The sequence below is a fragment of the Natrialba magadii ATCC 43099 genome, assembly GCF_000025625.1.
In the GTDB taxonomy this organism is placed as follows: domain Archaea; phylum Halobacteriota; class Halobacteria; order Halobacteriales; family Natrialbaceae; genus Natrialba; species Natrialba magadii.
Window position 1 is genome coordinate 2,070,712 of sequence record NC_013922.1, and the last position, 13,495, is coordinate 2,084,206.

General features: G+C 62.8%; 12 protein-coding genes. 4 read left to right on the forward strand and 8 right to left on the reverse strand.

Annotation, left to right across the window (positions count from 1 at the left end):
- Positions 1-2 precede the first annotated feature (2 nt).
- On the reverse strand, positions 3-1,154 hold the full coding sequence (locus tag NMAG_RS09705; RefSeq protein WP_004267423.1) for a 60S ribosomal export protein NMD3: 1,152 nt from the start codon (positions 1,152-1,154) through the stop codon (positions 3-5).
- A gap of 92 nt (positions 1,155-1,246) precedes the next feature.
- Positions 1,247-2,983, reverse strand: coding sequence for an outer membrane protein assembly factor BamB family protein (locus tag NMAG_RS09710; RefSeq protein ID WP_004267422.1), 1,737 nt, complete (start codon positions 2,981-2,983; stop codon positions 1,247-1,249).
- A 336-nt stretch (positions 2,984-3,319) separates the two neighbouring features.
- Between NMAG_RS09710 and htpX the strand changes: the two genes are divergently transcribed.
- The 3 genes from htpX to NMAG_RS09725 all read left to right on the forward strand — a co-directional run bounded on the left by htpX (position 3,320) and on the right by NMAG_RS09725 (position 5,123).
- Positions 3,320-4,213 carry a zinc metalloprotease HtpX gene (gene htpX / locus NMAG_RS09715; protein WP_004267421.1) on the forward strand — a complete coding sequence of 298 codons (894 nt, stop codon included), beginning with the start codon at positions 3,320-3,322 and terminating at the stop codon, positions 4,211-4,213.
- An 88-nt stretch (positions 4,214-4,301) separates the two neighbouring features.
- The gene (locus tag NMAG_RS09720; RefSeq protein WP_004267420.1) at positions 4,302-4,574 is read left to right on the forward strand and encodes a DUF7472 family protein; all 273 of its coding nucleotides are present in this window, start codon (positions 4,302-4,304) and stop codon (positions 4,572-4,574) included.
- 108 nt (positions 4,575-4,682) lie between these two features.
- Positions 4,683-5,123 (forward strand): DUF3995 domain-containing protein, encoded by a 441-nt coding sequence (locus NMAG_RS09725; protein ID WP_004267419.1) that lies wholly within the window; start codon positions 4,683-4,685, stop codon positions 5,121-5,123.
- A 56-nt stretch (positions 5,124-5,179) separates the two neighbouring features.
- On the opposite strand, the gene priL is transcribed toward NMAG_RS09725, so the two are convergent.
- Positions 5,180-6,463: a DNA primase regulatory subunit PriL gene (gene priL, locus NMAG_RS09730; RefSeq protein WP_004267418.1), complete on the reverse strand. Its 1,284-nt coding sequence runs from the start codon at positions 6,461-6,463 to the stop codon at positions 5,180-5,182.
- Positions 6,464-6,682: 219 nt separating this feature from the next.
- Here priL and NMAG_RS09735 point away from each other — a divergent pair, with 219 nt between their 5' ends.
- On the forward strand, positions 6,683-7,633 hold the full coding sequence (locus tag NMAG_RS09735; protein ID WP_004267417.1) for an alpha/beta fold hydrolase: 951 nt from the start codon (positions 6,683-6,685) through the stop codon (positions 7,631-7,633).
- A 51-nt stretch (positions 7,634-7,684) separates the two neighbouring features.
- Here NMAG_RS09735 and NMAG_RS09740 read toward each other — a convergent pair whose 3' ends face one another.
- The 5 genes from NMAG_RS09740 to NMAG_RS09760 all read right to left on the reverse strand — a co-directional run bounded on the left by NMAG_RS09740 (position 7,685) and on the right by NMAG_RS09760 (position 13,336).
- Positions 7,685-8,119, reverse strand: coding sequence for a HalOD1 output domain-containing protein (locus NMAG_RS09740; RefSeq protein WP_004267416.1), 435 nt, complete (start codon positions 8,117-8,119; stop codon positions 7,685-7,687).
- A gap of 337 nt (positions 8,120-8,456) precedes the next feature.
- Positions 8,457-9,200 carry a DNA polymerase sliding clamp gene (locus NMAG_RS09745; RefSeq protein ID WP_004267415.1) on the reverse strand — a complete coding sequence of 248 codons (744 nt, stop codon included), beginning with the start codon at positions 9,198-9,200 and terminating at the stop codon, positions 8,457-8,459.
- Positions 9,201-9,434: 234 nt separating this feature from the next.
- On the reverse strand, positions 9,435-10,868 hold the full coding sequence (locus NMAG_RS09750) for a receiver/sensor box histidine kinase (RefSeq protein ID WP_004267414.1): 1,434 nt from the start codon (positions 10,866-10,868) through the stop codon (positions 9,435-9,437).
- A gap of 96 nt (positions 10,869-10,964) precedes the next feature.
- The gene (locus tag NMAG_RS09755) at positions 10,965-12,266 is read right to left on the reverse strand and encodes an ATP-binding response regulator (RefSeq protein ID WP_004267413.1); all 1,302 of its coding nucleotides are present in this window, start codon (positions 12,264-12,266) and stop codon (positions 10,965-10,967) included.
- Positions 12,263-13,336 (reverse strand): winged helix-turn-helix transcriptional regulator, encoded by a 1,074-nt coding sequence (locus NMAG_RS09760; protein WP_004267412.1) that lies wholly within the window; start codon positions 13,334-13,336, stop codon positions 12,263-12,265. The genes NMAG_RS09755 and NMAG_RS09760 overlap by 4 nt, the downstream gene beginning before the upstream one ends.
- Positions 13,337-13,495 lie beyond the last annotated feature (159 nt).

Genomic DNA, 13,495 nt, shown 5'->3' on the forward strand with positions numbered 1-13,495 from the left:
GGCTACTCCTCCGCGGATGCGGACTCGTCGGGAAGAATGTGCAGCCCCGCGCGACTCTTTAGAACGGGGACCATCTCGGCCTCCGGATCGAAGTAGTCCGGCCGGGCGACGGTCTTCGCCTGGTAGGTCTCGGGGTCGAGCACCTGCACGGCGTTCTCGTCCTCGACGGTGACAACGGTGGTCTCCTCGGCGTCCTCGTGCTCGCCGAGTTTGCGCGCGTCGGGTGAGTTCCCCTCCTCGTAGCCCGCCTCGTAGCGCTCGCCGGTCGTCACGCGGATCCCCTTCAGGTTGCCGCGAGCGCTGCGGACCAGAACCGGCCCGTCGTCGTCGGCGTCGTCCGCGAGGTCGATCACGTCGCCGGGGGTGTACGGCGGGAGACGGACGGCGAAGGTGACGCGATAGACTTCGTTGCCGTCGGAGTCCTCGGTGACGAGAGTTTCGGCGTCGTTGACGGTGCCGCCGAACTCCTCGACCATCTTGTTTGAAATTTTCTTGCCGATCTTGTTGGTCGAGACCTTGATGTTCAGTCCGTCGTCGGTCTCGCCGACCTCGGTGACGAAGGCGTTGCGGTCGCCCGTCGCCTCCATGTCGGCGACGATGCTGTGGGCGATTTCCTTGGCGCGATCGGTCTCCTCGCTCGTCGGCGTGCGTCCCTCCGCGCGGATCTGGACGATGCTGGCGTAGTAGTCGCCGGCGATGCGGCCACAGCGCTGGCAGGTCTGGCGGGCGATCTTGACTGGGACCGTCACCTGCTCTTCGACTGGCGTGCCGCGGACGACACCCGTGAAGAAACAGTGCATCCGGATCGTGTTCTGGTCGACCTGTTCGGGTTCGACCTGCCAGGCGACGTCCTCGACATCGACGTGGACCGAGAGCGCCTCGCTCACCTCCTCAATCGCAATGTCCGTGTAATCCTGTGCGCCAACGTCAATCCAGCGGTTGCCCCGATACACGGCGCCACAGCGGGCGCAGACGCGGACGTCGATCCGATTCGGCGCGTCCACGAAGTCGAAATCCTCGAAGTAACACGAATCGCAGAGGTCGACCTCGCTGCCGGGACGAAGCGGATCGGCGGCGTCGCCCGACTCGTCGTCGGCCGATCGCTCGGGAACAGGGTCCCCACATCGGGGACAGAACGCGCGAGACTCACTCATTATCTCCGATTGGTGGCTGAAAGAGTTAAACGGCGCGCTCTGAACCCGGTTCGGAACGCACCGAACCGACACGTCGCGGTGCAGGCACTTCGTTACTCGCGTCGGTCAGTACCACCGCTCGCATTGCTTCCACCGCCGGCCCGTCGGCGGAGCCACTCGAGTGTCGCTCCAGCACCGAGGACGCCCGCGCCGGCGGTGAAGCCGGGCGTGCCGTCCTTGTTGTTGTCGTTGTCGTTCGAGTCGGCTTCAGATTCGGTGGATTTGTCGGCGGTTTCGTTGGTTCCGCCGTTTCCGTCGGCCGATCCGGTCGAGTTGTTTTCGGTCTCGTTGTCAGTGCCAGTGTCAGCGTCCGTGTCAGTGCCAGTGTCAGCGTCCGTGTCAGTGCCAGTGTCGTTGTCTGTGTCCGTCTCACTCTCCTCACTGGTGGTGTCCTCGCTCTCCTCCTCGCCCGCTGCCTCGTCTGTCGTATCGTCGGATTCGTCCCCACCCTCGTCGTCCGCCGTGTCCGCCTCCTCCTCGTGCCAGTCGTCGTTCTCCGAACGGAGCGCTACGAGCGTTTCCGAACTGGCGTAGACCGTCTCGTTCGCGAGTGCGATATGCGGAATGCCGTCCGTTCCGACCGACCACTCGATCTCACCGGTATCCGCGTCGAAGGCGTACACGCCGTCGTAGTGCTCTGGTACGTCGTCCTCGTCCGGGTCGTATCCAGCCCCGTCGAGCGTCAGTCCTGCATAGACGATTCCGTCGCCGACGGCTATCGAGGGGACGCGGTACGTGATACTGCTTGGATCCCAGCTTTCCTCGCCGCTGTCCCGGTCGTAGCCCCTGACATTGTGCGAGTCAAGGGCGTAGAACCGCTCGTCGGTGATTGCACCCGGATCGAACGTCGAGCGCTCGCTCGTGACCCGCCGCTCGCCGGTCTCCACGTCGTACAGCGTTGTGTAGCCAAGCGGCCACATCGAAGCATCGCCCGTGTCCACGCTGCCGATCGCCACGACCTCGTCCGTCGCGACCGGGTAGCTCGTCTGGCGCGGGTTCGGTTCCATGAACCGGCTGTATTCGTCATCACCGACGGGGTCGTCGACCCGCCAACGCTTGGTGCCGTCCTCGAGTTCGAACGCAACTGCATGGCTCTCGCTGACGGCGACGACGGCCCCGCCGCCGACGGCGACGGGCTGTTCGTACAGCGGTTCGTGCTCGTCAGTATCGGCTGTTGGTGTAAACTCCCAGGCGACCTCGCGCGGGTCGATGTCGAACGCGAACAGGGTCCCGTCACCGACCGTGAACGCGTAGTCGCCCGCGACAACGGGCGAGGCCAGCGCCCCGTCGTAGCCGAGATCGTGCTGACAGCAAATCTCGCCGTCGGCAGCGTCGATCAGCGTCAGGCGCTCGCCGCCGACCAGGACGGTGTCACCTCGCACCGCGGGCGTCCCGCTCGCACCAATGTTGTGGGTGGCCCACTCGAGTGCCCCGTCGGCTGCGTCGAGGGCGTGGACCTCGCCGTCGGTGGTGAGATAGACGGTGTCGTCGACGATCGCCGTCGGGCCGGCGTGTTCGTACTCCCAGGCGACGTATACTGGCGGCTCGGGTTCGGCTGCCGGCTCGACGACCGGGTTGTTTCCGGGAGTACCGCCGATCGATGGCCAGCCGGCTGTCTCGGTGACAGTCGTGTCAGCACCGACGGCTGAGTGAGTGGTTGTCGTCGACGCTCCTGTCGTGTCGGTGCCGGTCTCAGCGCTGGCACTCGACGTGCTCGCCGCTGCGAGTGTCGCACCGACTGTTGCGAGTCCAGTTCGCTTCAGCACGCGCCGCCGATCGTGTTCGACCATGGCGTGACGTGTTCGGTTGGGCACCTTCGCTATCCGGACGGTAGCACGGTTTTGCAGGGGAGAACGACCACGTCGTTGTATGGAGCTCTGTTTCACGCACTGAAAACTCGACACGAAACGAGGGGGTTCGCTGGGAACCGAAATCCTGTCTGACGGGCGTCAGACAGCGACTGGCTGTGAAATCGTGGTCTTTCCGTCTGCCGGTTTCCATCCGAAACGGAGGGGGTCAGATCGCGAGAATATCGGTCTGTTTTCGATCGAGGCACAGTTCGACTCGACGCGACAGTTGACCGTGAGGTCAGGATACTTATTTCCTCTGAGCACTTACAACAGCCTATGAACTGGCAGCCGGACTGGGGTCTTCGCGGCCGGATGTTCCTGACGATGTTCCTGCTGTTCGCGCTGTACATCGTCTTCGCAGCCGTCCTCACGCTCTACATCGGTGGTGGACTGTGGACGATCGCGATCCTGTTTGGTGGGTTCTCGCTCGTCCAGTACTACTTCAGCGACACGCTCACGCTTCGCAGCATGGGCGCGAAGGAGGTCTCGGCCGACGAGTATCCACAGCTTCACTCCTCGGTCGAACGGCTCTCTCAGCAGGCGGACCTTCCGAAGCCGACGGTCGCCGTGGTTGATTCGAACGTCCCTAACGCCTTCGCGACGGGACGCAACCAGCGCAACGCTGCCGTCGCAGTGACGTCTGGCCTGATGAACACACTCGATCGCGAGGAACTCGACGGCGTCATCGCCCACGAACTCGCCCACGTCAAGAATCGAGATATGATGGTGATGACCATCGCGTCGTTCCTCTCGACGATCGCGTTCATGATCGTCCGCTGGGGTGCGTTCTTCGGCGGAGGACACGGCCGCGGCGGTGGCGGCGGGAAAGGCGGTGGCGGAGTCCTCGTCGCGATCCTCGTCTCCCTCGTCGTCTGGATCATTAGCTACGTCCTCATTCGCGCGCTCTCGCGCTACCGTGAGTTCGCGGCCGACCGGGGGGCCGCGGCGATCACCGGCAACCCCTCGGCGCTCGCCTCTGCGCTCCTGAAGATTTCGGGCGAGGTCGACAAGGTTCCGGACAAAGACATGCGCGAGGAGGCCGAGATGAACGCCTTCTTCATCATCCCGCTGAAGTCCGGCGTCGTCGGTCGGCTGTTCAGCACCCATCCCTCGACGGAACGACGCGTCGAACAGCTTCGCGAGCTCGAACGGGAATTGACCACGGCCTGAGTGCCTGTAGCGCCGGCCGGCCGCGAGCGTGCGCCACCTTCGACCCCTTCGAAGCGCTTTTGACGCGTCCGGCGAAATGTTCGCTATAATGCTCGAGCGTGAGCGACTCATCGAACTGGTCGTCGCTGTCTCCTCCGTTCTCCTGATGCTCGGCGTCATGGCCAGCATCGGCACGAACTACGGTGGCGACGACGGAATTCTCACCCCTGACGGCGCACAGCTACTTGTCGGTGCGATCATCGGCTTCGTCTTCCTTCTGACTATCATCGGCATCGCCCTGGCGTTCGTCCTGAACGACCCCGAAGACGGTCTCGAAAGCGACGACGACAACGTCGAGACGGATACACCGGACGCGGTCTAACTGTCAGGGCTCGCGCTTTTGTACTGTTCGTCGTACTTCGCTATCTTCTGTCCACACTGTTCTCTCCGCCGTCGGCACATTTTTTAGTCACTGCGATAACATCTCCGTATGACCAGTTCCGATACCGCGGTTGAGATGACCGGATCATCCTCACAGCCGTCCCTGTTCGGTCAACTGGCCGTCCTCGCGGTCTTCGTACTGCTCGGAACCTCTGTCCTCGTCCGCTCGGCAGGGGCCGTCTCACCTGGGTCTGCCGTCGGACTCACCGTAATCCTCGCCGGCGTCGGCGTTGTGCTCCTCTGGCGACGCGCGACGAGCACAGCCGATGCTGGCGATCACGATTCAGCGCAGACACAGAACACAGACGCCACCGACACAGACACGCCACCAGACGAGTCGGACTCGAGTGTCTGGAACGCGATCCCTTCCTGGCAGTACGAGGGTCGCCACGTCGAGTCCGGCGGTTTAGCTCGCAGCGAGCAGGAGAAAGCGTTGCAGGATATTCAACAGCAGGCTGCCGAATTGTCGGAAGAACCCAACGAAAAGTAATCCGCTGTTCTGGCCGTTGCGGTATTCCCGGCTGCTGCCTTCTTCTGGCTGGTATTCTATTTCTGGCCGTTGGTGTCGGTTACGTCGCCGTTCTCACTCCCTGCATCGCCATCGTCGTCATCGTTATCGCCATCATCACTATCACTATCACTATCGCCATCACCGTCACCTTCCCGCCAGTCCTCGAGTTCGTCGTCGTCAGCGTCGTCGACGCGCTGCTCGTAGTAGGCCATCGGGTGCGGAATTCGCTCGCAGAGGTCGTCCTTGTTCACACAGTCGCCGTACGACTGCATCGTCGCACACGAGGGTGGTGAGTACTCCGTCGGTGAGGTCTCGCCCCGGATATGGTCGGTCTGGTAGCGCGTCATCTCCTCGCCGAACGAGGAGTTCACCCGATAGAGATCGACGATTTCGTCCGTCGTCATGCCGATACTCGAGAGGAAGGCCGTGATGGCAAACCGGGAGTGATGGGGCAGGTGTTCGCCCTTCTGGACCTGATCCAGCAGTGACTTCATACACGGCGGGAAGAGTTCGGGGACGACGGTATCGATCTCGCGCGTGAGGTCGAGATTGGCGAGCACCTCCCGAACGTCGTCGGCGGCATCCTCGAGTGGGTCACCGATCGTAGTGGGGACTTCGAAGGGGAGGCCGTCTTCGATTCGGTCGCGGATGGCTTCGCGCAGGAGGAGCAGGAGGTCATCTTTCTCGACGGGAACCTCGCCGTCGGACAGGGGCTGGTTGACGAGCCCCCATTCGTCGTCCCAGAGGTCGGCGGCGAGCGGGAGGTAGGTGCCGACGTCGATTCTGAATCGGTCGGCGTCGTCGGGGTCGGTTGCTGTCGTTGTGCCGGCTGTGGTTGTGCCGGCGTTGGTCCCGGTTCCGGAGCCGGCTCCGGTTCCGGTCCCGGTCCCGGTCCCTGTAGTCGCACTCGCCGACACGGACTCGGCGGTAACCGTCTCTTCGAGGTCGAACTCCGCGAGGAGTTCCGCGAGTTCGAGCCCCGTCGACTCGACGCTCTTGAGTTCGGTTGTGTTCTCGAGGTCGGCGGTAAATCGTTCGTGGGCAGTCTCGGCTTCGGCACGGGCGTATCGGCGCACGAGGACGCGTTCCTCGACCATCGAGACGAGGACGCGCGCAACTGGATAGGAGAGCAGTTCGGTGCGGGGGTCCCGGTGGGGCTCACCAATCTCGCCGTCTTCGAGCGCGGTAATCACTCGTTGTCGCGCGCGCTCGACGACTGCTTGCTCCTGCTCGACGACGGTTGCCAGATCGACCGTCTCCGTCGCCACAGTCTCGCGGGCGGCTTCGAGAAACGGGTATCGAGCGTGCAGTCGCTGCATCGGTAATGGGAAACTACTCTGATGGATTAAGTCCACTGATTGTCGCTGGCTTGCGACGGTGTCGGTATCCAATGATTACGGCCCGTTCTGATCGCGCTGTCTGATCACGTTTCCCGCCTTTCGTTCGCGTTTCCCGCCGTTTGTACAGGCGTGCGCCACCGTCGCACGGGCCGGAAGACGAGCCCCCAATTCAAGAGGATCCGACCCATTGTCTCGCCTATGCCACGGGCGACGCGGGACGGCGTGTCGATCTACTACGAGTTCGACGAGCGACCGATGGACGAGCGACGAACCGCGACACCTGTCGTCTTCCTCCAGGATCTGGGATACGGCCGATGGATGTGGCGCTGGCAGCGCGAGGCCGTTGCGCGCGAGTTCGGCGCACCCGTAATCGCGCCCGACCTGCGCGGCACCGGTCGTTCGGACGCCGGCCTCCCGCCGCTCGTTTCGCGCCTGCCGGGCCGACTCCGAACTCCACTGCTTCAAAACGTAGCGAGCTACTCGGTGTCTGGGCTGGCGGCCGACCTGGAGGCCGTCCTCGACGACGCCGGCGTCCACAGCGCCCACCTCGTCGGCTCGGGCCTCGGCGGAATGATCGCCCAGCAGTACGCCATCGACCACGACCGCGCAGCCTCGCTGACACTCTGCGGGACGACCCACGGCGGGGCGGACGCCGATCCGATCCCCGACGAAATACCCAGCCGGCTGCTCGCCGCCTCCGCCGGCGGGAGCGAGCGCCACCGCCTCCGCGAACAACTGCGCCCCGTCTTCACCCCCGCGTTCACCAACCGGAACCCGCACCTGATCGAGCAGCTACTCGAGTGGCGACTGGAACAGGATGCGAGTCGGCCGGCACTCGAGGCCCAACTCGGTGCGTTCCTCGGGTTTGACAGCAGCGCCGACCTGGACCGCATCGATGTGCCGACGCTACTCGTTCATGGGACGAACGACGAGGTCGTTCCCTGGTTGAACGCCAGGCTGTTAGAAGAGGGGATTCCAGATACTCGCCTCGAGGTAATCGAGGGTGGCCCGCATCTGCTTGGTGTGGAGCGTGCGGACGAGGTGACGGACGCGCTGTTGTCGTTTTTGGGGACCCAGGCGGCGGTCGAGGACGGGACGACGGGCACGGCCAGTGAGCGCTCACAGACCCGAGTCGACACACACGCCTAGTGCCTCCATCTTGGCTGCACGGCAGGCAGGTTCGGTAGCGCGAATCCGGCTTCAAACCGGCGGCGCGTCGACCGTATCGGCCTCGCCTCGAACGGTGATCGTTCCAGTACTGTTCAGCCCAACGTCGAACCCGGCGTAGGCGAACCAGACTTCCTGTTCGCCAGCCGCTGCGTTCGTCGCTGCGCGTTCGACAACCCGATCCAGTGCGTCCGGGTCGATGACGCGCAGCAACGGCGGCAAATCCTCGGGTGCAGTGTCTGTGAGCGCGGCAATCGTGAGGATAACGCGCTCGCTCGCGCTGTCTGTTGCCGGATCGAAACTGGTCGTGTACTCGAGTGGGGTCTGTGGTTGTTCGTGGTGCTGGTTCTGTTCTTGCTTCTGGCTGTCTCTCGCTTGCTCTTGCTCTTGCTCTTGCTTTCCACTTCGGTCTCGATCCGGTAGTACGGCGGAGTCGTCGGCATCGGGGGTATCGTCGCGGGAGGGCATGATCGTATCTGACACACCAGTACTGGACAGGTAACGACTATCCTGTCTCTGTGCAGCCTTTATGTCCGGCTTGATGGACTATCACCAATGGATCACGGTCAGCGGTGGGAGACGGAGCGGAGAGCGAGGAAGAATCGTGCCGGTTCCGGTTTCGGTTCCGGTGCCGGTACTAGTAGCCAGCGTCAGTGTCGATGCCGGTGGCAGAAACACCAAACCGGCATCGAAACGGTGGCTGACTCGATGAGAAAACAGCGTGGACTGGTTTCGGTTCAGTTCGGTTCAGTTCGGTCCAGTTCGGCTCAAACCTCGCCGAAAACCGCCTTCGTAGCGTTCGGGATCAGTCGCTCTGGATCCGCGGTGCGAGCATGTAGGTAACCTGGCCCTGCCCTTCCGCGAAGCCGAAGTAAATCTTGACCGGGAACTCTTCGCCCAACTGCAGCGTAACCTCGGTGTTCGAGGGAATCGCCTTGTTCATATCCTTCAGGTAGTCCAGACTGAACAGCGAGTGGGCCGGCCCGGCCTGCAGGTCGATCAGGTCCGCTTCAGTGAGTTCGAGGTGGACGTCGTCGGTGTCACCCTCTGCATCGACGTAGAACGAGTCGTCGCCGTCGTTGACACCCAGCGCGATATGGTCAGAGACCATATCCGCCGCCGTAACCGAGCGATTGACGTCTTTCCCTTCGAGAACGACCTCCGCTGGCAGGTCGAGTTCTGGAATGTCTGGCTCCTGGCGGATGCTGTCCGGATCGATGAGCGCGAGGGTGTACTCGAGTCCGTCGATCTGGATGTGGAGTTTGCGGGTCTCCTCGTCGAGTTCGAACTGGATGAGCTGGCCGGATTCGGCCATGCCCGCGATGTCTTCGAGTCGGGAGAGGTCGACGCCGATCAGCCCGCCGTCGGCCTCGTAGGATTCGAAGGCGGCCGCGTCGAGCGAGAGGTCGACCATCCCGACGTTTGCGGGGTCGACGGCTCGAATTTCGAGTCCGTCTTCCTCCAGGTGGATCTTACACTCGTCGACCAGCACGCTGATCGAGTCGAGCGCGCTGGTGAGCGTTTCCGCGCTCACGATGGCCTTAAACATATGAATCGGGCTACGGACGGTTGGCATAAAAAGGCACCCTTTCGGATGAGAACCGTTCCGGAAGTGGGACGCTCACGTGGCAGTAGTGTGTTACGTTGACGGTGGTGTGTTACGTTGACGGTGGTGTGTTACGTTGACGGTGTGTTACGTTGGCAGTGGTGCACACACGCCGCAAGCGGTGCACATCTCGCTGCCAGTGATGGATATCACGCTGGCTGCGGCCTGCTGACGGCGTCAGTCGTCGGCGTTATACACGTTCGTAATCTCGAAGCGAGCACCGCCGTCGTCGCTCTCTGTTACGGTTACGTCCCAGCCGTGGGCGTCGACGATATCCTGGACGATTCGAAGGCCGAGTCCGGTTCCGTCGGGGTTGGTCGTGTAGCCGGATTCGAAGACGGCTTCGCGTTTGTCCGGCGGAATTCCTGGCCCGTCATCCGCGACGAAGAACCCGTCCTCGAGTAGTCCGACCGTGATCGTCACCGTCTCCGTTCCGTCGTCGTTGTGAATGCCATGTTCGAGACTGTTCCCGAGAAGGTTCTCGAACAGCTGTATCAGCCGATTCTCGTCCGCCTGCACTGTCACATCGTCCGCGATCTGAACGTCGAGTGTTGCTTTCACGTGGGGTGGTGGATTCCAGGCATATTCGACGGCTTCCGTGATCGGGACAGCACTGCTGTCGTCGATGACGTTGCCAGCCCGAGCGAGCACCAGCAGGTCGTCAATCAGCGTCTTCATGCGCTGGTGGGCGGCTGCGACGTCGTCGAGAAACGAAACGTCGTCCGCTTCAGCTCGTGCCAGTTCGAGGTAGCCCATTGCGGCGGCGAGCGGCCCGCGGAGATCGTGTGAGACGGTTCCCGTAAACTCCGAGAGCCGCTCGTTCTGTCTGCGCAGTCGCTGCTCGGCGAGCTTTCGGCGGGTGATCTCGTGCTGGAACCCGACGAAGTACGGCGTCTCGCTGTTGTCGACCGGAGCGATCGTCACCTCGTTCCAGAACATCGTCCCGTCGCGCCGGTAGTTCCGAACTTCGGTCGTAATCGGTTCCCGCGCTTCGATTGCCGCTCGCATTCGGTCGACAGGCTCCTGTTTGGTCCGCTCGCCCTGCAGAAACCGGCAGTTTCGACCGAGAACCTCTGCTTCGGGATACCCCGTCAACTCGTAAAATTTCTCGTTGGCGTAGACGATCGGATTATCCGGCAGACTCGAGTCGGTTAGTACGATCCCAACCGGCGCTTCGTCCATCGCCGCGTTCTTGCGCTGAAGCTCCTCGACGGTGCGGGAACGCTCGACTGCGTTTTTAATTTTCGACGCGAGCAGATCGTACTGCGCCGTCCCGGGTTGCTTCCGAAGATAACCGGTTATCCCGTGCTGGATCGCCTCGCTTGCTATCTCTTCCGAGCCAGCGCCGGTGAAGAGAATTACCGGTATCGTGGAGTCCTCTTCACGGATCGCATCGTGCAGTTCGAGCCCCGACAGCCCTGGCATCTCGTAGTCGCAGACGACACAGTCGAACTCTCCCGTTCGAACTCGGTCGAGCGCTGCCGTCGGATCCGTTTCCGTCTCGACGACGATGGAACCGTCGAGTCGCTCGAGAACGGTCTCCGTGAGCGCGAGAACGACGCTATCGTCGTCGACACAGAGCACACGAATCTTGTCTGTCGCCGCCGTCATACTGTTCGTACGTGACTCTGGGGCTTGAAACTTCGAGCAGCAGTCTCGGGCCAGGACACCGACATACCGAGACGACACAACCTCACTCAGCACATATCAGTCAGTAGCGTTTAATTCGACGCGTAGCACCGGCTCCTCCTCGTCAGCTGTCGGGTGAACGACCGCTGCCTCGCCACCGTAGCGCTCGAGAAACGTCCGCACCAGAACCAACTCGATGTCGCTCCCCTCGTTCAGTTCGTCTACCGTTGCTTCGAGCACCGACGTCTCGAGTGCGGGGCCGAGGAGTTCGAACCCGGCGCTGATCGCACTCCCGCCCTCACTCCCACTCCCACTCCCACTTCCACTCTCCCCGCCGGTATCGGCGAGACGCTGGTCGCCCTCGATGTCTTTGCTCTCCGAATTCGGCCCCCGTTCGAGACGGCCGTCCGTCTCACGCTCCGCTCGGAACGGCCGCAGGACAACCCGCTGTTGTGACACGCCACTGCGTTCGACGAGCGTATGCACGACCGCTCGGACGACAATTTCAAGAAATCGGTCTGCCAGCACCTGAACGTCCGCTTCCGGTGTCGGATCACACTCGAACTCCACGTTGTCGTAGCGCGTTTCGAGCCGGTCGACTGCCATCTCGAGTACCGGCTCCAGCGCGACGGACCTGAGTACCGGATTCGGCGTTTCGATCGCCTGGACCATCGCGCCGATCGAGTCGGTGAGATCGACGATGTGTTCTCCCGCGTCGACGATCCGTGAGACGGTCCGCTGGGTGTCGGGATCGCTCGGCGAGAGCTCCGCCGCCCAACCCAGGATTACCGCGGCGTCGTCACGATACTCGTGGCGGACGTGCCAGTGGAGCAGCGCTAACTCGCGACGCTGGCGCTCGATTTCGGCGCGCTGGCGCTGGCGCTCGATTGCGTAGGCCACGGTCTGTCCGAGCAGCCGCGGTGTCACGTGCTCTTTCATCAGGAAGTCCTGCGCGCCGCGTTCGACCGCCTGCTGGCCGAGTTCGGTGTCGTCCATCGCAGTCAGGACGACGACCGGGATTTCGTCGGTGTACCCAAGTACCGAGGTCAGTGTGTCGAGACCACTCGAGTCGGGGAGGTTCAGGTCGAGGAGGATGAGGTCGAACGGAGGAGTTGTGGTGGGTTCGGTGTCGGTGTTGATGTCGGCGCCGGCGTCGGTGTCACCATCAGTATCGATATCAGGATCAGCTTCAGTGCCGGACTCGATTACATCCCTGGCTGCTGCCAGCGTTTCGACGTGCTCGACGGACAGCGACTCGAGTGGTGTATCCGTCAGCGTCGCGATCTGCTGGAGCATCGTCCGATACAGCCGGGCCTGAATGTCATCGTCCTCGACGAGCAGGATCGATCGGTCGGCTGGTGGTGGGTCGGAGACTGTCATTCGTTCCCATCCCCGTCACTGTCGTCGTGGGTTCGGTTGTGATCGCGGTCTTTCTCAGCCGCCCGATCTCGTTTGGAGTTGCGGTCGCGTTTTCGCTCTCGGTCTCGGTTCCGTTTTTGTGCTTGTGCTCGTTCTCGTTCTTGATTCGCCTGTCCCCGCTCCCGCGCTTCGTATTCACGCCGCTTTGCTCGACCCGACGCATCCGACTCCGCTCCGTTTCCCCGTCTCAGCCGCCGCCACGGCGCTCTCGCGTCGGCTGTCCGCTCTCGTTCCTGCTCGAGTGCCGTCAGTTCGTCCGCAGCCCGCTGATAGGGCTCCGTCTCTGAGACCGTCGGCCCGAGGTGGCGCTCGACGAACGCCAGCCGATGGCGGCGAGCACGAATATCCCGGCCAATCGGTGACTCCTTCGGAAGCCGTGTGAGCTGTTCGACGGTGTCGATCAACTCGGCTTTGGAGAGCGGATCTCGAACTAACAGATCTGCCGAGATCGAGACGTCCTCCGGCGAGATGTCTGCCGACGTGATGATCGCGACCGGCGTTCGCTGCCCGGCCGTCTCGAGTGCGGCTGCGACCGCGGCCCCGTCGAGTGTCGGCAGATCGCGAGCGAGGACTGCCACGTCGACTGACTCGTCGAGGGAGCGGAGTGCTGTCTGACCGTCGGGGACTGTCAGTACGTCGTAGTCGGTTTGCAACCACAGTGCATAGAGCTCTCGCAGGCGCGGATCGTCTTCGGCGAGGAGGACTGTCGGCACACCACGTTCGGTTGCGTACGTCGCATCCCACTCTGTGAGTGCTTCGATGAGCTGGTACAGCTCTCGCCCGGCCCCGGTTAGTTCGTACTCGACGCGCCGAGGCTGTTGTTGCACGACGTCGCGGGAAACGACGCCGTGATCGCGCAGTTCGTCCAGGTTCTCCGACAGCACCTTCCCCGAGATACCCGTGAGTTCGCGTTTCAGATCGCCGAAGCTGAGCCGGTCGTTGGTCGCGAGGGCAACGATCAGCCGGGGTTTCCACTTGGTGCCGAGGATCGACAATGCGGTCGACTCTGCCGGGGTCGGTGGGTGGCTCATGGGTCGTCGGTGTGGGTAGCGATCGCGAGGTGCGTTGCAGTTCGTCTGCAGACCGGGCCAGTCACTGTTCGCTGTGCCCGCCAGCGATGATAAACCGACGGACCGTTCGGAACGGAAAACCGGAGTTACCTCGAGGTAACCAACCGGGAGTACGCACAG